23 protein-coding genes are annotated in these 22,877 nt (G+C 62.3%); 7 read left to right on the forward strand and 16 right to left on the reverse strand.

The window, feature by feature from the left end; translation table 11 throughout:
- Positions 1–2: 2 nt before the first annotated feature.
- From Q4S41_RS07970 to Q4S41_RS07995, 6 genes are read right to left on the reverse strand one after another with little or no spacing between them, the layout of a single operon-like run.
- Positions 3–920, reverse strand: a complete 918-nt coding sequence (locus Q4S41_RS07970) for a hypothetical protein (protein WP_305030577.1) — start codon at positions 918–920, stop codon at positions 3–5.
- Positions 917–1,627: a DUF2306 domain-containing protein gene (locus tag Q4S41_RS07975; protein WP_305030578.1), complete on the reverse strand. Its 711-nt coding sequence runs from the start codon at positions 1,625–1,627 to the stop codon at positions 917–919. The genes Q4S41_RS07970 and Q4S41_RS07975 overlap by 4 nt, the downstream gene beginning before the upstream one ends.
- Before the next feature lie 4 nt (positions 1,628–1,631).
- Positions 1,632–1,979 carry a DUF5615 family PIN-like protein gene (locus Q4S41_RS07980; RefSeq protein WP_305030579.1) on the reverse strand — a complete coding sequence of 116 codons (348 nt, stop codon included), beginning with the start codon at positions 1,977–1,979 and terminating at the stop codon, positions 1,632–1,634.
- The gene (locus tag Q4S41_RS07985) at positions 1,976–2,209 is read right to left on the reverse strand and encodes a DUF433 domain-containing protein (protein WP_305030580.1); all 234 of its coding nucleotides are present in this window, start codon (positions 2,207–2,209) and stop codon (positions 1,976–1,978) included. Before Q4S41_RS07985 ends, Q4S41_RS07980 begins: the two co-directional genes overlap by 4 nt.
- A 31-nt stretch (positions 2,210–2,240) precedes the next feature.
- Positions 2,241–4,499, reverse strand: coding sequence for a DNA helicase RecQ (gene recQ / locus Q4S41_RS07990; RefSeq protein WP_305030581.1), 2,259 nt, complete (start codon positions 4,497–4,499; stop codon positions 2,241–2,243).
- Between the two features lie 57 nt (positions 4,500–4,556).
- A complete protein-coding gene (locus tag Q4S41_RS07995) occupies positions 4,557–5,735 on the reverse strand; it encodes a THUMP domain-containing class I SAM-dependent RNA methyltransferase (protein ID WP_305030582.1) in 1,179 nt (392 codons plus the stop codon).
- A gap of 127 nt (positions 5,736–5,862) precedes the next feature.
- On the opposite strand from Q4S41_RS07995, the gene Q4S41_RS08000 reads away from it, so the two are divergent.
- Both Q4S41_RS08000 and Q4S41_RS08005 read left to right on the forward strand, forming a co-directional pair.
- On the forward strand, positions 5,863–7,272 hold the full coding sequence (locus tag Q4S41_RS08000) for a sugar MFS transporter (protein ID WP_305030583.1): 1,410 nt from the start codon (positions 5,863–5,865) through the stop codon (positions 7,270–7,272).
- A 168-nt stretch (positions 7,273–7,440) separates the two neighbouring features.
- Positions 7,441–8,040, forward strand: coding sequence for a hypothetical protein (locus Q4S41_RS08005; protein ID WP_305030584.1), 600 nt, complete (start codon positions 7,441–7,443; stop codon positions 8,038–8,040).
- 83 nt (positions 8,041–8,123) lie between these two features.
- On the opposite strand, the gene Q4S41_RS08010 is transcribed toward Q4S41_RS08005, so the two are convergent.
- Entirely contained in the window at positions 8,124–8,564 is a 441-nt protein-coding gene (locus Q4S41_RS08010) for an RNA 2'-phosphotransferase (RefSeq protein ID WP_305030585.1), read from the reverse strand.
- A gap of 167 nt (positions 8,565–8,731) precedes the next feature.
- On the opposite strand from Q4S41_RS08010, the gene murB reads away from it, so the two are divergent.
- The 4 genes from murB (at position 8,732) to Q4S41_RS08030 (ending at position 14,192) form a co-directional block, all read left to right on the forward strand.
- Positions 8,732–9,769 (forward strand): UDP-N-acetylmuramate dehydrogenase, encoded by a 1,038-nt coding sequence (murB, locus tag Q4S41_RS08015; RefSeq protein WP_305030828.1) that lies wholly within the window; start codon positions 8,732–8,734, stop codon positions 9,767–9,769.
- 120 nt (positions 9,770–9,889) lie between these two features.
- Positions 9,890–10,888, forward strand: a complete 999-nt coding sequence (locus tag Q4S41_RS08020) for a fibronectin type III domain-containing protein (RefSeq protein ID WP_305030586.1) — start codon at positions 9,890–9,892, stop codon at positions 10,886–10,888.
- Positions 10,889–11,008: 120 nt separating this feature from the next.
- Positions 11,009–13,381 carry a phospholipase D-like domain-containing protein gene (locus Q4S41_RS08025; RefSeq protein ID WP_305030587.1) on the forward strand — a complete coding sequence of 791 codons (2,373 nt, stop codon included), beginning with the start codon at positions 11,009–11,011 and terminating at the stop codon, positions 13,379–13,381.
- Between the two features lie 121 nt (positions 13,382–13,502).
- Complete coding sequence (locus Q4S41_RS08030; RefSeq protein ID WP_305030588.1) at positions 13,503–14,192, forward strand: DUF4919 domain-containing protein; 690 nt, start codon at positions 13,503–13,505, stop codon at positions 14,190–14,192.
- 73 nt (positions 14,193–14,265) lie between these two features.
- Here Q4S41_RS08030 and Q4S41_RS08035 read toward each other — a convergent pair whose 3' ends face one another.
- From Q4S41_RS08035 to Q4S41_RS08075, 9 genes are all read right to left on the reverse strand, one after another.
- A complete protein-coding gene (locus Q4S41_RS08035; RefSeq protein ID WP_305030589.1) occupies positions 14,266–14,655 on the reverse strand; it encodes a hypothetical protein in 390 nt (129 codons plus the stop codon).
- A complete protein-coding gene (locus tag Q4S41_RS08040; protein WP_305030590.1) occupies positions 14,656–14,868 on the reverse strand; it encodes a CDP-alcohol phosphatidyltransferase family protein in 213 nt (70 codons plus the stop codon).
- Positions 14,869–14,910: 42 nt separating this feature from the next.
- Positions 14,911–15,351 (reverse strand): inner membrane protein YiaA, encoded by a 441-nt coding sequence (gene yiaA / locus Q4S41_RS08045; protein WP_305030591.1) that lies wholly within the window; start codon positions 15,349–15,351, stop codon positions 14,911–14,913.
- A gap of 276 nt (positions 15,352–15,627) precedes the next feature.
- On the reverse strand, positions 15,628–15,834 hold the full coding sequence (locus Q4S41_RS08050; RefSeq protein ID WP_305030592.1) for a hypothetical protein: 207 nt from the start codon (positions 15,832–15,834) through the stop codon (positions 15,628–15,630).
- 69 nt (positions 15,835–15,903) lie between these two features.
- The gene (locus tag Q4S41_RS08055; protein WP_305030593.1) at positions 15,904–18,348 is read right to left on the reverse strand and encodes an endonuclease MutS2; all 2,445 of its coding nucleotides are present in this window, start codon (positions 18,346–18,348) and stop codon (positions 15,904–15,906) included.
- Positions 18,349–18,453: 105 nt separating this feature from the next.
- The gene (locus Q4S41_RS08060) at positions 18,454–19,200 is read right to left on the reverse strand and encodes a hypothetical protein (RefSeq protein WP_305030594.1); all 747 of its coding nucleotides are present in this window, start codon (positions 19,198–19,200) and stop codon (positions 18,454–18,456) included.
- A gap of 151 nt (positions 19,201–19,351) precedes the next feature.
- Complete coding sequence (locus tag Q4S41_RS08065) at positions 19,352–20,038, reverse strand: hypothetical protein (protein WP_305030595.1); 687 nt, start codon at positions 20,036–20,038, stop codon at positions 19,352–19,354.
- 29 nt (positions 20,039–20,067) lie between these two features.
- Positions 20,068–20,820 (reverse strand): TIGR02757 family protein, encoded by a 753-nt coding sequence (locus Q4S41_RS08070; RefSeq protein WP_305030596.1) that lies wholly within the window; start codon positions 20,818–20,820, stop codon positions 20,068–20,070.
- 175 nt (positions 20,821–20,995) lie between these two features.
- Positions 20,996–21,946, reverse strand: coding sequence for a LysM peptidoglycan-binding domain-containing protein (locus Q4S41_RS08075; protein WP_305030597.1), 951 nt, complete (start codon positions 21,944–21,946; stop codon positions 20,996–20,998).
- Positions 21,947–22,127: 181 nt separating this feature from the next.
- Between Q4S41_RS08075 and kdsB the strand changes: the two genes are divergently transcribed.
- Complete coding sequence (gene kdsB, locus Q4S41_RS08080; protein WP_305030598.1) at positions 22,128–22,877, forward strand: 3-deoxy-manno-octulosonate cytidylyltransferase; 750 nt, start codon at positions 22,128–22,130, stop codon at positions 22,875–22,877.

The following is a 22,877-nucleotide window of genomic DNA, read 5'->3' on the forward strand; positions in this document are numbered from 1 at the left end:
AACTACAGGCTGAGCTTGGGCTTGGGCGAGTCGGCCCACCATTCGTCGTTTTCCCAATAAGTACTCCAACCTAATTTGGCATATTTAGAATTCACCTGCGAATTCCGGTCTCCGATGCCAAAATCTTTTATCAGGTCGGGAGATTGCAGGAAAATATTCAGGCTCACCAGAAACGGCCGAGCAGATTTGCCGGCTGGCTCTTGCCAATTGCCTGTAAACACTAACCCGCTGCCTTTCGTGGGCGCCTTTTCTAATACCATTCCCTCGCCAGGCGTGTACATCATGCCAACTTTCCCATCACTCCTCACCCAGAAATCCAGCAGTGCTTGTCCAGTCAGCACATAGGTAGCAGGGGCATTGCCGACGAAGCGAAAAGTTGCGGATGCTGAATAAGCGTTGGCGTTGATAACTGGCCCGCCCTCTTTCGTAGTATCTTGACTGAATTCATCCCCGCCCTGCGAGAGTAGAAAACCTTGGTCAAAATAATCGGCCAATTGGGTGAAGTGAATCTCTCCCGAAAAGCTGGAAATCTGTTTTCGGTTACGGGCTTTGCCAGTTACGTGAATTAGTTCGGGGCGCAGGCTGTCGCGGGTAGCTTGCAGTATGGCCAGCGAAAGCCGCTGTGGGTCGGCTCCGAAAAAACCATCAAGTGCCATTTTGAAGCCTTCTGACTGCGATTCCGGGGCTAGAAACAGCTTGCTTACGTCCACCTGCCGGAACGCAGCACCCATCTCTGGTGTCAGTGAAGCTTCATCTGCAACGACTGGTGCAATCGTTGCAGATGAAGAATCTAACGCTGGTTTTGCTGCTGCCTGGGAAGCGGCGCGCAATGTTGCAGCATTGACTGTATGGGCAGCAGGTTTTTGCTGCTGACAAGCCGTTGCTATTAATAAAAGAAACAGGCAAAATCTCTTTCTCATGCTGCCAATTTACTGCGTAGCTCCGGCATAAACTCCCGTAGGAAATACCGCCCCAACCCCGCTTCCAGCAGCAGCTCCATCAGCACCAGATTGCCCACCCACGAAAGCCAGGTCACCGTCAGGTACGTTTCTATCGGCTTGGTTTCGAACACGTAGTACATCACGTAGCTCTCGCCGCGCAGGGCCAGCGCGGCCAGCGTTACGGCAAAGGAGCGCAGTATCCAGTCGACGTGCAGGGGCCACTGGCGCTGGCGGGCGGCGCGGTAGGCCTTCCAGGTGCACAGCCACCACACCAGGCATTGCAGCGTGAAGCCGACCTGCGCCGCCAGCCCGCCATTGGCAAACCGCGCCAGAATGAGGCCCGACGGTGCCGCCAGCGCCAATATTCCGATGATGTACCCCTTGCCCAGCGCCCGGTGCAGCCCCGGCCCGCGCCGCGCCAGCACCGGCAGAAACTGCAGCAGCCCCAGCACCAGCACCACCAGGCTGGTGGTGATGTGCACGTAGAACCCCAACCGGAAAACCGGGTTGTCGTTGGTTTCGTCGCTCTTGGTGGTGAGGAAGTGGATGCCCTTCTCAAAGGTGTAGTAGGGCAGCGTTTTGGTGAGCATCAGGCCCGCGAAGGCGGCGATGAGCAGGGCCGCGAGGGCAAGGAGCAGGCGGCGCGGCCCGAAGCTTTGGGCACCGGATACAACAGGTTGCGACATGGTTTTAAAGCGGGCGGATGCGGATTTTATGCACAGCCACAGTCGTAAAAGCGCCTTGTAAATCAGGCAGCCGGGTGCGCAGCAATTCCAGCAACGTCGCCAGCAGTGCGGCAGTATCCCGAAAGGAGTAACGAAGGAAAATCACGTTAAGGTCGCGGATACCATGCGCGAAAACCCATTCACCGAAATCCTTGTCTTCGGTCGGAATGATGCGCGGCGGATTTCGCGACAGCTCAATAATCGCTGCATCGCTGAAGCTACGGTGCGATTCATAGATGGAATCGACCGCATAGCCTGCGGCCCGCAAGGCCGCGATGATGCCGTGGTCGATGTTTTCGTCGGCCAGAATCACGCCGCAAAACCAATGATTTCTTCCTTGGCAAGCATAGCTGCCGCGTATTCCAGAGCCGCCTGCACGTCAGCGGCTTCCAGCTGCGGATACATTGCTAGTAAGTCGGCCGTCGTGGCCCCTTCCGCAAGCTTGCGCAGCAGCAACTCCACCGTGAGCCGCGTGCCCCGGATGACAGGCTTGCCCAGCATGATTTCGTGGCTGGCAGTAATTCGAGCGTTAGCGGTGGCCATAACAATCAACTTAAAAAGATTGGCAATTGCGCTACTGCCCGCGCAGGCGCTTGTGGTACAGCGCGGCCATGCGCAGCTGGAAGTAGTCGTACTTCTCGCGCAGGTGGTCAAAAAGGTCGCGCAGAGTTACGTCGTTGCCAAGCTGGGCGCGGGCGGTGAGGATTTCGGCCAGTTCGGAATCGCTCACGAAGTCGTGGATGCGCAGCTCGCGGCCCTTGGCGTAGGCGTTGTAGAGGTGCGTTTTCACGGTGCTCAGGGCCAGGCCGCGGCGCTCGGAAATGTCTTCCGGCGTGAGGCCCATCTGGTGGAACTGGATGGTAGCGTCCTCGGAGTCGCTCACGGGTTTCTCAGCCGTGGCGGCCGCCTCGGCCTTGGCCAGACGCGGACGGGCGGGCTCGCTGAACATGCTGTCCGAATCGGAAGGCACGTACTGCCCGCCCCCGCCGTGCTCCAGAATGAGCTTGATGAAGGCCTCGCCGTAGGTTTCGAACTTCTTCATGCCCACGCCCGACACGCCCAGCATGCCCACGCGGCTCACGGGGCGCTCGGCCGCCATTTCCTGCAGCGTGGCATCGCTGAACACCACGTAGGGTGGCACGCCCTGCTCGTCGGCAATGGCTTTGCGGAGCTTGCGCAGCTTGTCGAACAACTGGGCCTCGGGGGTGCCCACGGCGGCTGTGGAAGCGGCGTTGGCGGCTTTTTTGCTGGCGCGGGTGGGCTTTTCGGCCTTTTCGCTGGGCTGGAACTTGCGGAGCGGCAGCGTGAGCTCGCCTTTGAGCACTTGGTGGCCCCGCTCGGTGATTTTCAGGGCGTAGCCTTCTTCATAGGCGATGTAGAACAGGCCGTCGTTCAGCATCTGGTGGATGTAGCTGTACCAATCCAGATAGGGCAGGTCGCGGCCCGCGCCGTAGGTTTTAATCTGGTCGAAGCCGCCTTGCAGCACAGCTTGGTTGCGCATGCCGCGCAGGATGTCAATCAGCAGGTTGATGGCCACTTTCTCTCGACTGCGGGCCACAGCCGAGAGGGCTTTCTGGGCAATGAGGGTGCCGTCGAACGTGGTGGGCGGGTTGCGGCAGATGTCGCAGTTGCCGCAGTCCTGGGCCAGCGTTTCGGAAAAATAGTTGAGCAGGATTTTGCGGCGGCAGCTGGCGGCTTCGGCAAACTGCTGCATGCGCTCCAGCTTGGCGGTGTTGAGCTGGGCCTGGCGCGCGGGCACGTCCTTGGTCACCATCTCGCGCATCTGCATCACATCGGCGAAGCTGTAGAACAGGATGGCCGTTGAAGGGGCGCCGTCGCGCCCGGCCCGGCCGATTTCCTGGTAGTAGCCCTCGATGTTTTTCGGCAAGTTGTAGTGCATCACCCAGCGCACGTTGCTCTTGTCGATGCCCATGCCGAAGGCAATGGTGGCCACTATTACTTGAATATCATCCTGCAAAAACGCCTCCTGCACCTTGCCGCGCTGCAAAGGCGTCATCCCCGCGTGGTAGTGCGCAGCCTTGATGCCTTTGGCGAGGAGCTTCTGGGAGATGGTTTCGCAGGTTTTGCGCGAGAGGCAATAGATGATGCCGGGGTCCTGCGGGTGGCGGCCGATGTAGTCGATGACGGAGCCCACCCGGTCCTGGCCGGGGCGCACTATCAGGTTGATGTTAGGCCGGTCGAAGCTGGAGAGAAATACCCGGGGCTCGCGCATGTTGAGCTGGGTGATGATGTCGCGCTTGGTCAGGCGGTCGGCCGTGGCCGTGAGGGCGATGATTGGCGTGTTGGGAAAGTGGTTCCGGAGCTGGCCCAACTGGGTATATTCGGGCCGAAAATCGTGGCCCCAACTCGAAATACAGTGCGCCTCGTCAATGGCGAAAATACTGATATTGACCCGATTGAGAAACTGCAGAAACCCGTCACTCAGCAGTTTTTCCGGCGACACGTAGAGCAACTTGAGGTGCCCGCTCACGGCCGCTCGGGCAATGTCGTTGGACTCGCTCTGGCCCACACTGCTGTTGATGTAGGCCGCCGCAATGCCGTTGGCTTTCAGGGCTTCTACCTGGTCCTTCATCAGGGCGATGAGGGGCGAGACAACCACGCAGGTGCCCTCGCTCACCACTGCCGGAATCTGAAAGCAGACCGACTTGCCGCCGCCCGTGGGCATGAGCACCACAGTGTCGCGCCCGCCGAGGATGTTCTGGATGATGTCGCCCTGCATGGGGCGGAAATTGTCGTAGCCGTAGTACCGTTTCAGGGCCTGTTGGGCGGCGGGCAGCAGGTTGGTTGGAGCGGTAGTTAAGGTATCAGACATAATGCGGGAAGAATAACTAGTTAAAATAACGTGACGAGGCCGGAAGTTCCAAGCAGATTAGTTTCCGGTGGGTGCCTCGGCCGGCTTTGGCTCACGCCGTGAGCCCCGGTACAGCTCATACTTCAGCAGCCGGCAATCAATCGGCCCATTAAACAGCGGAATCCGCCGCGCCGGCTTCAGCCCTACGCTCTTGGCCGCTTCCAGATTGCCGGTAAAAATAAAGGCCTCATAGCCCTGAAAACCCGTTTTCAGCGTGTCGCCAATCGTTTTGTACAAGGCCGCCATCTGGGCCTCCTCCCCTATTCGCTCGCCATAAGGCGGGTTCATCAGCACGATGCCGGGCTCTTCTTTGGCGGGCGCGGCGGCGTCTTTCACGTCGCGCACCGAGAGGCGCACGCAGTCTTCGAGGCCGGCGGCGGTGATGTTGGCGGCGGCCATGTCGATGACTTTGGGGTCGAGGTCGGAGCCGGCGAGGTAGGCCTGGGGCTCTTCGAGGCGCTGGGCTTTGGCTTCTTCGCGCACCTGCTCCCAGAGTTGGGGGTCGAAGTCGTACCAGTTTTCGAAGCCGAACTTGCCCTGGTGGAACAGGCCGGGCGCGATGCGCTGGCTGATGAGGCCGGCTTCGGTGAGGATGGTGGCCGAGCCGCACATGGGGTCGATGAGGGGCTTTTTGCCATCCCAGCCGGAAAGCATCACCAGGCCGGCGGCCAGCACCTCGTTCAGGGGAGCTTCGTTGGTGTGCTGGCGGTAGCCGCGGCGGTGCAGCGAGTCGCCGGCCGCATCGAGGCTGAGAATGACCTCGTTTTCCGTCATGCGCAGGTGCAGGCGGATGTCGGGCTGGCGGGTGTCGATGCTGGGCCGCTCGCCGGTGCGGGCCCGGAACTGGTCCACGATGGCATCCTTGGTGAGTTGGGCCACGAAGAGCGAGTGCTCAAAGGTGGAGCGGTTCACCACCGGCGTGATGGCGAAAGTCTGGCCGGGGCCAATGAAATCCTGCCAGTCGATGCGGCTTACTTCGCGGTACAGGGCCTTTTCATCGGCGGCGTAAAAGGCGGCGAAGGGGCGCAGCAGGCGCATGGAGAGCCGGCTCCACAGCGCCGCTTCGTACAGCAAACGGTGGTCGCCGATGAACTCGACAGCGCGGGAACCCACGTGCGTGATGTCGGCCCCGAGGGCGTAAAGCTCGTCGGCGAGTAGTTCTTCCAGGCCGAACTGGGTGGTGGCGGTGAGGTGCATAAAGTAGCGCGGACTTTTAGTCCGCGTCCGCAAAGGTCGGCAGAAAGTGTAGCGCATGCTTTAGCTTGCGCCATCAAACCCGTCAACAATCCCACCCGGCGCAGGCGAAAGCAGGCGCTTCGCGCTTATGGCCCTCGCTCCTGCTTCCTCCCCCGCTCCCGCCGCCAGCACCGCTGCCCCCGCCCGCTCCTACGCCGGGCCGATGATGCTGATGACCACCCTGTTCTTCCTGTTCGGGGCCGTCACCAACTTCAACGGGGTGCTCATGCCTTACCTCAAGGAGGTATGTCATCTCAGCGATTTTGAGTCGTCGCTGGTGCCTTCGGCCTTTTTTGCCGCCTATTTCCTGATGTCGCTGCCCGCGGGCTGGGTGCTGAACCGGATTGGCTACCAGCGGGGTATCGTGCTGGGCTTGTTGGTGATGGCCGCCGGGGCGCTGGTTTTTGTTCCGGCTGCCAATGCTCAGGCGTTCAGCCTGTTTCTAGTGGGCCTGAGCTTGCTGGGGGCGGGCGTCACGCTGCTCCAGGTGGCGGCCAACCCGTATGTGTCGGTGCTGGGCCCGGCGCGCGAGGCGGCCAGTCGTGTCAGCATTGTGGGCGTGGCCAATGGGCTGGGCGGCACGCTTTCGCCGCTGGTGGGCGGCCTGCTGCTATTCGGCAGCGCGTCGCTCCTCAAGCAGCAGCTGGCCGCCCTGCCCGTCAGCCAGCGTCTGGCCCAGGAAGCGGCCTTGGTCAAAACGCCTTATTTGGGGCTCGCCGCTTTTCTGGCAGCCCTGGCCATTCTTTTCTTCCTGGTGCGCCTGCCCAAAATCGAAAGCATTCCGGCCGATGAGGAAGCTACCGCCGACGACACGGCCCTGCTGGCGGGCCGGAAATCGGCGCTCGATTTCCGGCATCTGGTGCTGGGCATCGGGGCTATTTTCCTATATGTCGGCGTTGAAGTGGGCCTGGGCGATTTCCTGATTCGCTACGGCCAGGCGCAGCACATTCTGCAGCTCAGCCCATTCACGCAGGAACTGGTGCAAAAACTCAACGCCATCACCAACTTCGGCTTGCTCGTTATCGGCCAGCGCCCGCTGCCCATCGATACGGCCCACGGCTTCACAGCGGCCGTGGGCGCCGTGATGGTGGCTTCCTACTGGTTTGGCACGATGGTCGGGCGCATTGCCGGCATCCCCCTGCTGCGCCGCTACCCCGACCGGCCCCTGCTGGTGGGCGTCTGCGCCACGGGTGCCCTGCTGGTGCTGGGCTCCATCGCCCTGCACGGCGAAACAGCCCTCTGGCTCATCGTACTCTGCGGATTGATGAACTCCATCATGTGGCCCGTCATTTTTCCGCTGGCCATCAAAGGGCTGGGGCCATTCACCAAACAGGGCTCCTCTTACCTCATCATGGGCATCGTGGGCGGTGCCATTATTTCCCTCCTCATGGGCTGGTTGGCCACGCACGGCGGCGGCTTGCGGGTGGCCTTCGTGGTGCCGGCGCTGTGCTACCTGTACCTGCTGTTTTATGCCGTGAGTGGCTACCGGGTGCGGTAGGTCTGGGCAACGGAACAATAAAAAAGCATGTCATGCTCATCTGGCGTCCGCGCAGTCGAAGCATCTCTACCGCGCTGGCAATTGATTACTGTTGTGGAGGAGAGACTTCGACTGCGCGGACGCCAGATGAGCATGACGTGCTTTAATTTAACCCTCTTGCCCTGCCGCATGACCACCCCGCCCGCTCCCCGCCCCTACCGCCTGCTCAGTGCCGGCAACGTGGCCCTGGTTTCATTGGCCGTGGTGGTGGTTACCACGGTGGCGGTGTGGCTGCTGGGGCTCGGGCAGCACCGCACGCTGTTTGCCAATTCGCTGATTTCGACCAGTATCCTGTTCGGCGCCTTTTTCCTGTTCACCGCCGTGGGCCTCTACCACGGCGTGAAGCTGCGCGACGACGTGGGCCGCCTCACCGACCGCATCAGCCGCAAAAATTTCCCCGGCACCGGCAGGCTGGAGTCGTTGCCCAATTTCGATTTTTCCGAAGGCCACGGTATTTTGGGCATTCTGGCGGCCATTGCGATGGCCGTGGTGGTGGCCATCCTGGCCGTGTTCGTCATCTGGCTGGTGGGTGCGCTGCTCTGGACGGGCATTCTCATCTTCGCCGCCCTGCTGTACTGGGTGTTTTTCCGGGCGCTGCGGCTGGTTTTTAAAAACTCGAACCGCTGCCGGGGCCGCCTGGGTGCCAGCCTTTGGGAAGGCTTCTGGTACGCCTCGCTCTATACCTGCTGGATTTACGGCATCATCATGGCCGCGCATTACTTGCGGTAGGCCTGTACGTAGCACGGACTTTTAGTCCGCGTCTGCGCGCCACCAGGGTCGTTTCGAAACGCGGACTAAAAGTCCGCGCTACTTCACAGGCCGCCCAGATACTGCGGCGGCACGGCCTCGACCAGCCACACGCCGTTGCCGGATTCGTAGAACGGCACGCCGGCCGCGTGCATCGCGGCCGCATCCACCGTCAGGATGGTGGGCTGGCCGCGCCGGGCGCCCACGCGGCGGGCGGTTTCAGCATCAGGCGAAAGGTGGACGTGGTGGCGCGCCATTTTCTGCAAGCCCGCCGAGCGGATGGCGGGCAGCGCCGCCGGGGCCGTGCCGTGGTAGAGCAGCGCGGGCGGCATGGCCGGCACCAGCTGCAAATCGACCTCCACGCTGTGGCCCTGCTGCGCCCGGATGCGCGTGCCGCCGACATCGAACGCAAAGCGTTTTTTGTCGTTGCCAGCCACAATTTCAGTCAATTCCGCCTCGCTCAGGGGCGTGCCGTGGGCGGCGCAAGCGGCTAGCAGTTCCGCCACGGGCACCCAGCCGCCGTCCTGTAAAGGCCCTCGGGATGGTGGCGCAGGTGGTAGCTGAGAAACTTGCTGAGGCGGGAGGCTCGCTGGGTGTCCATACGGGCAAAGGTCGCCGAAGCATTCGGAACATGCACCTCGTGCCCAAGCCCCGCCCCTACCTTTGCGGCATGATGCCAACGCTCGAAGAAAACGTCTCCCTCCGCCCCTACAACACCTTTGGCCTCGATGTGCAGGCCCGCTACTTCGCCCGCTTCGCCTCGGCCGACGAGTTGCGCGCGCTGCTAAAGTTGCCCGAGGTGCAGGCGGCCGAAAAGCTCATCCTCGGCGGCGGCTCCAACCTGCTTTTCACCCAGGATTTCGCGGGTACGGTGTTGAAAAACGAGATTCGCGGCCTCGAAATCACCTATGAGGACGCCGACACGCACACCGTGCTGGTGCGGGCCGGGGCCGGCGAAAGCTGGCACGGGCTGGTGGAATATAGTCTCGACCAGGGCCTGAGCGGACTCGAAAACCTGTCGCTCATCCCCGGCACGGTGGGCGCCTCGCCCCTGCAAAACATCGGCGCCTACGGGGCCGAGCTGCGCGACACCTTCGACCACCTCGAAGCCGTCGACATCAGCACCGGCGCGTTGCGCGTGTTCACGGCCGACGAATGCGGCTTCGGCTACCGCGAAAGTGTGTTCAAAAACGTGCTAAAGGGCCAGTTTGTAGTCACGGCCGTGGTGCTGCGCCTGCACCGCCAGCCCCGGCCCAACGTGCGCTACGGCGCCATTGCCGAAACGCTGGCCGAGTTGGGCATCGAGGGCGAGCCCACGCCGCAGGACGTGAGCCGCGCCGTGGTGCACATCCGGCGCAGCAAGCTGCCCGACCCGGCCGAAATCGGCAACGCCGGCTCCTTTTTCAAGAACCCCGAAATCTCGCAGGCCCGGTTCGACCACCTGAAAAGCGAGTATCCGGAACTACCCGGCTACCCCGTGCCCGGCGGCGTGAAAGTGCCCGCCGGCTGGCTCATCGAGCGGGCCGGCTGGAAGGGCCTGCGCCGCGGCCCCGGCGAGGGCACCCACGGCGTACACGCCCGCCAGGCCCTGGTGCTGGTGAACCACGGCGGCGCCACCGGTAGCGAAGTGCGCCAGCTGGCCGAGGAAATCATTGCCTCGGTGCGGGCGCAGTTCGGCATCGAGCTGCACCCGGAAGTTAATATTTTGTGATATAATATAACTATGTTTCAACCATAACTTTATAGTCCTGAGCAGCAGGAAATGAAGAATTTATCCCGAGATTTGCATACGCGCTTCTTTTTTCGGTCTACATATTCTTCAATTCTAGTTATGACCAAGCTGCTACTTTTCGCCGGCTTATTCGCCGGTTTTGCCAACGCCCAGGCCACGCCCGGCCCAGCCACCCCGCCCGTTCTCACCGTGAAAGCCGCCCGGGCCCTGGGCGCGGGCAGCACCGTGACGGTGCGCGCCGTGGTGCTCAACGGCACCGAGATGGGCAACATCCGCTACATCCAGGACGCCGAGGCCGGCCTGGCCTTGTATGCCCAGCCGGCCAAGCTGCCGGGCTACGGCGAGCTGCACGCCGGCGACAGCATCCAGGTCACGGGCCAGCTCAAGCTCTACAACGGGCTGCTGGAAATGGACCCCGTGGCCTCGTTCCACAAGCTGGCGGGCGGGGTACGGTTGCGCGCCCTGAAGGTGCCCGTGGCGCAGGCCAATACTGTTTTTGACGAAGCCAACGAGAGTCGTCTGGTGGAAATTACGGGCGTGACGCGCCTGGCCACGCCTGCCGGCACCGCTGCCACCACCCTGGCCGGCAACGCCAACTACCTCCTCAACGGCCAAACCGGCACGCTGGTGCGGGTGGGTGCCGCCAGCACCGGCCCCGCCGGCCTCGTGGACGCCACGCCGCCCACCGAGCCGTTTGACCTGCGCGGGGTGCTCAGCCAGTACTCGCCCAGCGGCACGGGCGGCTACCAGCTGCTGCCGCGCCTGGCCTCCGACATGGTGCTCGGCGGCGGCCTGCCGCGCCTCACCGAAGAGCCCGTGCCCGTGAACGTGAGCCCCACGGGCTTCACGGTGGTGTACTCCACGCTGAACCCCGGCGACACCCGCGTGCGCTACGGCCTCACCGCCCAGGACCTGAAGGAAAGCCGCACCGACGCGGCCCTCACCACCCACCACAGCCTCACCCTCACCGACCTGATTCCGGGCACCACTTACTACGTGGAGGTGAGCTCGCGCAACGCCTCCGGCACCGAAACGGCCCCGCCCGTGCCGTTTATCACCAGCGGCGGCAAGCGCGTCCGCGTTGGCACTAAAAATTAAGGGGCAGTGTTGGGCCGGCCAACGGTGCATTCGGCGGTTCGTTTCGCTGAAATTCAGCATCTTTGTAGTTCGGCTTTTCATCTTTTTCACTTTAACCGTTTCCTAACACTTCCTTCATTTATGAATAAACTTACCCTGTTGGCGTTGCTGATATGCGCGGCTATTTGGCGGCCCGCCGCGGCTCAGGCTCCCATTACCATTGCGGCAGCGCGTGCCCAGCAGCCCACCACCAATGCCACGGCTGGAGCCACGGTCACCGTGACCGGCATCGCCACCAACGGCCCGGAACTGGGGTCCATTCGCTACTTCCAGGACGGCACGGCCGGCATTGCGGCTTATGGCGGCACCACCGGCGCGGCCGGCACCTCGGCGGCCGTAGCAGCCGTGCTGAACTCGGTGCAGCCCGGCGACAGCATTGTGGTAACGGGCCAGCTAAAGCAGTTTTACGGCTTCCTGGAAATTGACCCGCTCACGAGCGTCACCATCGTTTCCGGCAACCGGCCGGTGGTGCCGGTGTCATTTCCGGCCGGCAGCATCACCCCAGCTTTTGCCGAGCAGTACGAGGGCCAGCTGGTGCGCATCAACGGCATTACGTCCATCAACACGAGCACGGGCGCGGCCGTGACGTCGTTCGCCTCTGTTTCGGCCGGCTACCGCATCAACAACAACGCCGCCACGCCGCTCTACGTGAACGCCGCCAGCACCGGCCCCTACGGCCTCATCGGCAAGCCGGCCCCGACGGGCTTGTACGACGCCATTGGCCTGATTAGCCAGCACATGACGGCCAACACCGGCACGGTGAACACCACCACCGGCTACCAGCTGCTGCCGCGTCTCTACGCAGACTTTATCCAGGGCCTGACGCCGAACCTCATCGGCACGCCCACGACCTCGAACATTAGCACGACCGGCTTCACCGTGAACTTCATCACCCAGAACGCCGGCAACACCCAGCTAAGCTACAGCACCTCGCCCACCACGGGCTTTCAGACCGTGACCAACGCGGCCAGCGTGACCACCCACAGCTTGGCCCTGACCGGCCTGCAGCCCGCCACGGTGTACTACGTGCAAGCCATTTCGGTGAACAGCGTGGGCCAGTCGCAGTCGCGCGTGGTGCCCATGATTACGGCCTCGCTCTCGACCGGCAAGATGCGCGTGTACTTCAACAACGCCGTGGACAACACCCTGGCCATGCCCAACAACAACGCCGTGTACCTGCCCAGCGGCCACATCGCCGACACGCTGGCCAGCTACATCAACAAGGCCCGCAAAACCCTCGACATCGCCATCTATAACTGGAACAACGCCGTCATTCTCAATGCCGTAAACGCGGCCCGGGCCCGCGGCGTGAAGGTGCGCGTGATTTACGAAGACGACAACGCCAACCTGAGCATCAACAGCCTCAACGCCGTGATTCCGCGCCAGGGCCGCCCGGCCCAGGCCGGCAGCAGCGGCAGCGCCATCATGCACAACAAATTTGTGGTGATTGACGCCGACACCAGCGTGGCCAACTGCCCCTGGGTGTGGACGGGCTCGACCAACTGGACGGCTGCCCAGCTCGCTACCGACCGCAACTCGGCCATTGCCGTGCAGGACCAGAGCCTAGCCCGTGTCTACACCATGGAATTCAACGAGATGTGGGGCAGCAACACCCTCACGCCCGGTACGCTGCTGTTTGGCAACCGCAAAACCGACAACACGCCGCATTACTTCAACATTGGCGGGCGCCAGGTAGAATCGTGGTTTTCGCCGACCGACAACGTGAACGGCCACCTCATCGAGACGGTGCAGACGGCTGATAACGACATGCATTTCGCGTCGATGCTCATCACCCGTTCAGACATCGGCCGCGCCATCCGCGACCGGGTGCAGCTGCGCGGCATCGCCGCCTGCACCGAGGGCGTGACCAACGACACCAGCGCCACCGACGGCTCGGGCAACAACTTCCGCGTGATTCGCTCGGCCATCGGCAACCGCATGATTCTGAAGCGCGGCTCCTACATCTTCCACCACAAGTACCTGCTGGTGGACGCGGGCAACGCCCAATCGGACCCCACCATCTTCCTGGGCTCGCACAACTGGACCAACTCGGCCGATAACGAAAACGACGAAAATACGCTCGTTATCCACGACGCCCGCATTGTGAACCAGTACTACCAGGAATTCGCTACCCGCGTGTCGGAGCAAACCGCGGCCGGGGTGACGGTATGCCGCCTCACGCTGGCCACCCGGGCCGGCACGGTGCAGGCCAGCACCCTGCAGGTGTACCCCAACCCGACCCAGGGCAGCTTCAACCTGCGTCTGGCCAGCACGGCCGCCCGCACCGCCACCGTGGTGCTGCGCGACGTGACCGGCCGCGTGGTGCTCACCCAGACCCAGCCCCTGAATGGCACCGACCTGAACATCGATGCCTCGGCACTGAAATCGGGCCTGTACATGGTGCAGGTGACGACGCCGGAATCGACGCAGGTGAGCCGCGTGGTGGTGCAATAAGCCCCCGCACCGCTTTCTTTAAAAAGGCGGCCTCCCCCTGGGAGGCCGCCTTTTTTGTGTGCGTACTTTGATTAATTGCGCCGTGGTTACGTTTCAGGCTCAAAACGCAACCTTTGCTACCATGAAACTTTTGCTGCTGCTCGCCGGCCTGCTATGCACCTTTAGTACGCTGGCTCAAAAGATATCCAACGTTGATTTCGATGAAATCAAGCGCGAAACTACCAACCCGGGCTCGCCCTATTATTTCCCCAAACAGCTGACGCGGCTCCAGGCTTCGGACTCGACCTTGCAGGCGAAAGACTACCACTACCTGTACTACGGACAGGTTTTCCAGGCGGGCTACAACCCGGAAGGCGCCGGCGAAGCTTCCGAATCCTTTACCAAAGCCTTCGCTGCCAAGCAGTACCGCGAAGCCCTGGCGCTGGGCGCCAAGGACCTCCGCGCCCAGCCCTTCAACCTGCGCCTCAACACCGAGATGATAGTGTGCGCCAGCCAGGCCAGCGGCCGCCGGCTCGCCCAGCGCTACGCCAACCGCTACTTTGGCCTGCTCAGAGCCTTGCGTAGCAGCGGCGACGGGCATGGCCCAGCCACGGCCTTCGTGGTGGCATCGGTGGATGACGAGTACACGCTGCTGGGTTACTTCAATCTGGATTACAGCGGCCAGTCGCGGGCGGGTACCACCGATATTTTCACGCTGAAACCTGTGGCGGAAGCCTCGGCGGCCGGCAGCCCGCAGCATTTCGAAGGCAGGGACATCTATTTCAACGTCAGCCAGCCGCTAAATTATTTGGGCAACCAACTCAAAGATTAGTTGCGCAAGCGAAGGACTGCCGCACAATTGCGGCAGATTTTCCCATTTGGCAAGTGCGATGATTGGCAACTCATCATCCATTCAAAAGCTTGTAGCGCCTGATGGGCTGGTTCCGGCGCAACAATAGCGCGTGATACCAGGTCGGCACATCGTTCGTCCACCGGGGCAGCAGCAGCAGAATGGCCATGATTTCCAACCGGCTCACGGCGCCGAGGTAAAAGGAAATGCCGAACAGCAGCCCCGAGTCACCGGTGCTCAAAATCTGGACGAGGGCGGCAGCGGAAACCAATACCCAAGCCTTGGCGCCCCACGAATGCGTGGCGATTTCCTTGCGAAATTTGAAGTAGCTCACGGCATACGTCAGGCTTTCCAGCCCGAGCAGTGTCCACAGTCTGCCAGCGTGGTAGGCAAAGAAACCCGGCCAAGCCAGATACGTGGCCACGAGCACCAGCGCCCAAAACACCTAGTCGACCGCCGAATCGAGCCGGCGCAGCTTTTCGGTCGAAATGTTCAGCTGCCGGGCCACGATGCCATCGAACACATCGGTGAGCACGCCCAGCGTGAGCAGCCCCACGGCCAGCGCGGCAAAGTGCGCCACGCCTAAGTAGCTGAGGGCCACCAGCAGCGCCCCAATGGCCAGCCGGGAGTAAATGAGCGCCAGTGGAAAGTACTTCACGGCCGATTTCAAACGAAGTGAGCGGACCAGCAGCCGGATGTACTACTGGCCTAGGTCGGACTGCTCGGGCCGGCCCTGGCGCATGGTGTCGCGGGTATTTTTCTGCACCGCGATGGCCGCGAACAAGCTCAGCACGAAGGACATGGCGTAGAAGCCTTTCTCGCTCAGCGTGAGCGTGGCATTCCAGAGGCCCACCGTGAGGAGCAGCACCGTGAGCAGCACCGACACCCAGCTGATGCCATAGTAGAGGTTGGTGACGGGGATGCCTTCGAGGCGGTCGCGCACGCTTTTCTGCACCGAAATGGCGGCAAAGAGGCCGTACATGAGCACAGTGAAGTAGTAGCCTTTTTCGTTAAGGGCCATTTGGGCATTCCACAAGCCGACGTTGAAGGCGACCACGCCCACGAGCAGCGCTACCCAGGAGGCAGCAATGAAGGCCGGAGAGGTTTGCGGAACGGACGGGCTGGAGCTTTGGGGCTGCATGGTGATTGTGGGGAAGGTGATGACTGCGGCCGAGAGCTACTCAGCGGCTTTTGGCAATGCCAAGCAAACGTACGGGCAAGCGGCCCCCGACTACCAGGTGATTTTTGGTAATATCTGACTTTTCAAACTGGGTACTTACCATCAGACTACCGAGTGAAACATGTAAAACAAGAAGCCCAGGCCTGAATAAGACATGGGCTTCTTGTTTTAATAAGGACATTATAAAAATCCGCTTATCGCTGGTTCGACCGCAGCAACTAATGCTCTGCGGGGTTTTTAAGCTTTGTCTTCGTGCACTTTCGTTGTCGAGGGTTGGCGCCGAAATTTTGAAATGCCCCACCAACCGAGGAAAAGTCCGAAGGTCAATTCCAGCGCAAAAGTGATAAAGGCTTCCTTCACCTCCGGGTGCAGGCCGGGGTTGCTGGGCAAGGCGGCCCGCAGGCGAATTGCCTCGCCCAGCACCTGCAGGCTTTTCGTCAGCATAATAAAGCTCACAGCCAACCCAAAAAGACCGGCCAGTACTCGTTCGGCTTTCCCGTTGCGGCCCGCCATCTACTTCAGCACCACGATAGTAACGCCATCCCCGCCCCTATCGGGGTGCTCGTCGGCCACGCTGGCCACGGCGCGCTGCGAGCGCAGGTAGTCGCGCACCACCTGGCGGAGCACGCCGTTGCCACGGCCGTGCACGAACTTGATTTCGGGCATGCCCAGCATCACGGCGTCGTCCACGAAGCTCATGGTTTTGGTGAGGGCGTCTTCGGCGCGCTCGCCGCGCAGGTCCAGCGTGGGGCTGAAGCCGGCCATGCGGTCGGTGATGTTCACGCTGTTGCCGCCGCCGGTGCCGCCACCGCCCAGGCGGCCGGCTTTGGCCTTGGCGGCCTGCTCCCGCTCGCGGATTTCGGCGCGGCCCAGCTTTTCGAGCTGGCTGAGCTTGGTCAGCGTTTTCATGCCGCCGAACATCACCTCGGCCGTCTGGCCTTTCACGCTGACGACCTCGCCGTAACCGTCCTGCCCGAACAGGGCCACTTTGTCGCCGGGCTGCACGGCCCCGGCCACGGCCCGTTCGCGGGTGGCTTTAGGCTTGGGCGGCTCAATCTGGAGCTCCTTTTTTACGAAGGTTTCCAGCTTCTCGCGGGCCGCTTTGTTGACTTCCTTCTCCGCGTTGCCGCGCCGGATTTCGCCAATCGTGGCTTCGATTTGCTGGTTGGTGTTCACCAGAAGGGCCTTGGCCTGCTGCTTGGCGGTGCGCAGGGTTTCGATTTTGGTGTCTTCGAGGTGCTGCTTGAGGTCTTGGTATTCCTTGGCGGCGCTTTTGAGGCGGCGCTCAGCCTTGGCGGCCTCGGCGGTGCGCTGTTCAAGCTCGGTTTTCTCTTTTTCGAGGCCTTCGAGCAGGCGGTCATAGCGGATTTTGTCCTTGCCCACCAGCTGGGTGGCGCGCTCCACCACCTCCTTGGGCAGGCCGATTTTGCGGGCAATTTCAATGGCGAACGACGAGCCCGGCTTGCCCACTTCCAAGCGGTAAAGCGGCTGCAGCTTCTCGGGGTCATAGCGCATGGCGCCGTTCACGAGGTGCGGGGTGCGCTCGGCGAAGTTTTTCAGGTTGGTGTAGTGCGTGGTAATGACGCCGTACACGCGGGCCCGGTTCAGCTGGTCGAGCACGGCCTCGGCGATGGCGCCGCCCAGGCTGGGCTCGGTGCCGGTGCCAAATTCGTCAATCAGGACCAGGCTTTTCTTGCCGGCCAGCAGCAGGAATTGCTTCATGGCCAGCAGGTGCGAGGAGTAGGTACTCAGGTCATTTTCCAAGCTCTGCTCATCACCAATGTCGAGGAAAATATCCTCGAACACACCGGCTTCGGAGTTGTCGGCGCAGGGAATGAGCAGGCCCATCTGCAGCATGAACTGCACGAGGCCCACGGTTTTCAAGCTCACCGATTTGCCGCCCGCGTTCGGGCCGGATATCACCAGAATGCGCTGCTCGTGGTTCAGCTCCAAATCGAGCGGCACCACCTGGCGGGCGTCGCCGGAGTCTTTTTTGTGCTGCGCGAAGGCCAGCTGTAGCAGCGGGTGGCGCACGCCGTGCCACTTCAGCAGCGGCTTGTTGTGCAACACCGGCAGCTGGCAGTCGAGGGTGACGGCCAGCCGTGCCTTGGCCCGGATGAAGTCAATTAGCCCGAGGTAGGAATAGGCCTTGCGCAAATCCGGAATGTGCGGGCGGAGCTGGTCCGTCAGGGCCGTGAGGATGCGAATCAGCTCGCGGTGGTAGGCGTTGTCGAGGTCCTTGATGTCGTTGTTGAGCTCAAACACCTCGGCCGGCTCGATGTACACGGTCTGGCCCGAGGCCGATTCGTCGTGAATCAGGCCCTTTACCTTGCGCTTGAATTCGGCAATGACGGGCAGCACCAGGCGCCCGCCGCGTATCGTTGGCTCGGCATCGGACGGAATCCATCCTTCATTCTTGGCCTGGCGCAGGATGCCGGCAATCTGGCGGCGTAGCTGGCCCTGGCGGGTTATGAGCTCCTGCCGAATCTGGCGCAGCAGCGGGCTGGCGTCGTCGCGCACACCGCCCTCGTCGTCCACCACTTTGTCGAGGTTGGCCAGCAAATTGCGGTCGACCTGCACGCCGATGCCCAGCAGGCGCAGCGTGGGGTACTGGTCCTCGTCGGCCTGCGTGAAGAAGGTGAGCGCCTGCCGGATGGTGCGCAGGCTCATCTTCACTTCAAAAAATGCGGCCACGTCGAGGTAGGCGCCCGGCAGGGCCGCGCGCTTGAGGTGCACCTTGGCGTCGTGGTAGTGCGAGGCCGGAAAATCGGCCCCGGAGCGCAGCAGGTAAGTGAATTCGTCGGTTTGCTGCAGCAGTTTCAGCAGCGGCTCGTGCTTGGTTTGGAACTCCATGCGGGCCACGTACTGCCGGCCCAAGGCCGAGAGGCAATTGGCTTCGAGCTGCTCGCGCAGGGTGCTGAAGCCGATTTTTTGTTCGAAGTGTTGGGGTAAAAGCAAGTAGTGAGTCGTTCGGTTCGGGGCGGAATTAGCTCCACGAAGGTAAACAACGAAGTGCCCGGGAAGATTTCCGGGATGTTAGCAAACCGGCAGCGCGTGCACTTCTCAGGCCCCAGCCGCGGCCCGCTGGTTGCGCTGGTACAAGCCAATGTAGAGCCCGGTGAAGGTGAACAGCCGCAGCCCCACCGTCCAGTCCACGCCGGGCACGAAAAGCAGCACTACGCCCAGCGCCATCAGCCCGTAGCACAGCCAGGCCAGCGCCCGGCCCAGCCCGCTTTGGTAGAAATTGGGGCGGTGCAGGCTTTCGGCGGGCGCGCCGGTTTCCAGCACTTGGCCTTGCAGCGTTCGGCCCAGGGTGAGGGCATCCACAAGCCCGGGCAGGTGGGCCTCAGCAGCCGGAATGGCTTTTTTGGGTCGGTCGGCCAGCTGGAGCATGGGGCCGTGATTGAGGTAAATCTTAATATGGTCGCCGCCCTGCGAGGCCAGCTCGCCGTAGCCCGCAATGTCGCTCAGCGGGTAGTCAATGGGCTGCAGGCCGTAGGCAATGCTGCGGGCGCGGGGCTCCAGGCGCAGGATTTTGGGCGTGAGCGTGGCCAGCACGGGCAGCATACTGCGCCGCAGCAGCGGCCAGGCCGCGGCCATCATCAGCAGGCTGGTGAGTAGCAGGCCGCCGCCCCAGGCCATATTGCCGTCGCTCAAAAACAAGCAGGCCCCGATGAGTACCGGCAGGCCGAACGCCGGCAGCAGAATACCGAATATCATCAGCCCCATGCGCACCAGCACAAGGTGGCTGCGCAGTGTGGCGGGATGGTTGGAAGTTGGGTTAGCAGCTGCGGAAACATGCGCGCTCATGTAAAAACCATTGAGATTTAGAGGGCTGCCAAATTATTTGGTTATCAGGGAAAATGCAAATTGAAGCCGTCGGCACCCGGCTAATGATACGTCTGTTACTGCCGCCTCACCCGCTGCGCTAAGGCACCCCGCTTGCTGCGCTCAGGTCCACTTACTTTCCCTTGCGCCGTTCCCGCGCCGCCAGCCAGGCGGCCACGTAGGTAACGTAGCCGCCGAGCGCGCCAATCAGTCTTGCGGAGTGCACCCGCCGGTCGTTCGTCAGTATCATCCAAGCGGCCCACACCAGCAACGCCGTGAAAGCCACCAGCACGACGGTCGAAATCGGCTTTTCAAAAAACGTCGGCTCGCGCACCACCGCGTGCGCCGGGCCGGCCGGCTGCGGGTAGGCACCCAGCGCCGCTTCGAAAGCCGCCACCATCGCGCCGAAAGGCTGTTCGCCGTAAAATTGAGAATTCACGGACACCTTGTAGCGGCTGCCGTCCTTGAGCGTCAGGCGCAGCTCTTCGCTGCCGTTGAAACTCTGGGCCCGGTAGGCGGCTACCTGGGCGTAGGGCACCTGTACTTCCTCGCTGGCACGGGTCTTGAGCACCACCAACCGGTCGGGGCCGACGGTGACGCGCGTGGGAATGGCGCCGGCGGCTTTGCAGGCCCGGTATAGCCCCACCAGCCCCGCCCCCACAATGCCGATGTACCAGGCTTTTTCGAGCGTTCCATTCGCCTCAACCCCCAACAGGTTGCCGCCTTCAAAGGCCACCAGGCCCACTAACGCCAGCCCGCCGAAGAATACCAGTAGCAGCAGTAGGGTATTGGTTTGGGTTAATTCGAACTCCTGTTTCATTGCCTATGGGCAGGTTTAATAGGTAAAAATTACTTATCCACCCCCGCTCCAAACAGCGCGAAGTCGTATTTCACCGGGTCGCTCGGGTCCAAAAGGCGCAGGTTCGCCGTCAGTTCCTCGGCGGCTTCCCAGTCCACGAGCTTGCGGGTGAGCAGGCCCAGCGGGCGGGCCTGGCGCTCCACGTGCACGTCGATGGGCATGATGAGGTCGGCGGGCGAAAGGCGCGTCCAGAGGCCGAAATCCACGCCTTTGTCGTCGCGGCGCACCAGCCAGCGCAGATACATGTTAACGCGCTTGCAGGCCGACTTGCGGGCCGGCGTGGCCACGTGCTTGCGCGTGCGCTGGGGCGCATCGGGCAGGCTGAAAAAGCGCTGGTGGAAGTTGATGAGCCGCTCCCGCTGCGAGTGGCCCACCAGAAACGCGGTTTCCAGCGAGTCGTGCTGCCGGTACCAATCGCGCAGGAAATGCACGAAGTACAGCAAATCGGTGTCGCAAAAGGTGCGGTGGCAGAAACCCAACAGCCGCTTGAGGTCCTCGTCCTGGTGCTGGGTCACGAACTGGTAGGGCGCGTCGTCCATGCGGCGCAGCAGTTCGTTGCACTTGTTGATGATGGTGGGCCGCTGCCCCCAGGCCAGCAGCGCCGCAAACAGCGCCGAAATTTCAATATCCTGCTTCAGGGTGAAGCGGTGCGGGATTTGAATGGGGTCGTTTTTGATGAATTCGGGCCGGTTGTAGCGCTCGTACTGGGCATCGAGCTGGCGGCGGAGCTGGGCAATGTTCAAAGGGAAAGCAGAAATTTAGCGGATTGTAAGGCACAAAAAGAACGTCATGCTGAGCGCAGCCGAAGCATCTCTACCGCAACACTAACCCAATCGAAAGGATTACTACAGCGGTAGAGATGCTTCGGCTGCGCTCAGCATGACGTTCTACTTATTTTATCCGAAAAACTACCCCGCCCTATTGCGGAATGTAGTTTGTCTCGACGCGGAAGCGGGCGTCGGCGGTGCCCAGCTTCTGCACGGCGCGGGGCGAGAGGCGCACCAGAATGTTGTTGTTTTCCCCCGTATCGGGCAGCTTGCCGATGACGCGCACGTACACCGAGAGGCCGTTGCCGCTGTTTTTCACCTGCATAATAGTGCCCACCGGGGCCGTTTTGTGCAGGGCGAGGTACTTGTCGGTCACATTGTTTTCGATGGGCGCGCCCAGGCCGCTTTCCACCACGCGCGAGAGCAACTCGCCGGCGCGGGTGGGGGTGCGGTCGGCCTTTTCTTCCCGCTCTTCCTTTTTATCCTCTTTCTCTTTTTCAGCGGGCGGCGCGGGCGTTACGGTGGCAATCTGGGCGGGCTTGTCGGGGGCCGGCGGGGGCGTTTTGGCCACCGTGGTGGCGGGCACGGCTTCTACCTCGGCCGGGCGCACCGGCGCGGCGGTTGGCTCGGCCGCGCTGCTGCCCGAGAGTACCAGTTGCTGCCCCACGCGCACTGTGCCGCCGGCGGGCAGCTTGTTCAGGCGAATCAACTCGTCGGGCGTGAGTTGGTACTTGCGGGCGATGCCGAACAGGGTTTCGCCTTTGGCCACCGTGTGGCGGGCGGGCAGAACCCCAGTCGCGGCCGTTGCCTTGGCAGCGACGGGCGCGGCTTTGCCGGCGGCCGGGCGGGGCACGTACACGATTTGGCCAATGCCGAGGCCGTTTTTAATCTGCGGGTTGGCTTCCGTGAGTTGCGCCAGCGTGACGTGGTAGCGGCGCGTGAGGGCGGTGAGGGTTTCCCCGGCGCCCACGCGGTGCTTCACGAAGCGCTGGCCGCCGCGCATCTCCACGCCAATAGAATCGGTGGGCGTGCCTTTGGCGGCAGTGCCCTTGCCCGGGCCGCCAAGGGCCAGTACCGTGAACAGCGAAAGGATTACAGTCATAAAATCAACCTTGCAAAATCAGCTCCACACCGCTCCCGAAATACCAGTAGGGCGGGCAGCTAAGGCAAAATAACGCAAAAACCGGCGGGTAATTGGCCGCTTCACCGAAGCATTTCGCCCGAAAGCCATTCTTTGCCTCCTAATTTTGGTGCTTTCTCCGGATTTTCTTATTGCGCTCCGCATGGTTCTTGGCCTGATTCCCGCCCGTTTTGCCTCCACCCGCCTGCCCGGCAAGCCCCTCGTCGACCTCGGCGGGCGCAGCATGATTCAGCGCGTGGTGGAGCAGGCCCGGCAGGCCAACCTGGCCCGCGTGGTGGTGGCCACCGACGACCTGCGCATCCAGCAGCACGTGCAGGACTTCGGCGGCGAGGCCGTGCTCACCCGCCCCGACCACCCCAGCGGCACCGACCGCCTTTGGGAAGCCTTCCAGCAGCTCGGCAGCCCCGCCGACGTGCATTGCATCGTCAACATCCAGGGCGACGAGCCCTTCATCCACCCCGGCCAAATCAACGCCCTGGCCGACTTATTTACCGATGCCACCAGCGCGCCCGACATCGCCACGCTGGTAAAACCCGTGCTGACCGACGAAGAATTATTCAGCCCGCACCTGCCCAAAGTGGTGCTCAATCAGTTGGGGCATGCGATGTATTTCAGCCGCCACCCCCTCCCCTACCAGCGCGGCCGCGAGCCCGAGCAGTGGCTGGCGCACCACCGCTACCTGCGCCACCTGGGCCTCTACGCCTACAAGCCCACGGTATTAGAGCAGCTCACGCGCCTGCCCGTGTCGCCCCTCGAAGCGGCCGAGAGCCTGGAACAGCTGCGTTGGCTCGAAGCCGGTTTCCGCATCCAGTGCGCCGAAACCGAGCTGGAAGCCTTCGGCATCGACACGCCCGAAGACGCCGAGCGAGCCCGCGTGCGGTTGAAAGCGTAG

Source organism: Hymenobacter convexus, from assembly GCF_030580955.1.
Lineage (GTDB): Bacteria > Bacteroidota > Bacteroidia > Cytophagales > Hymenobacteraceae > Hymenobacter.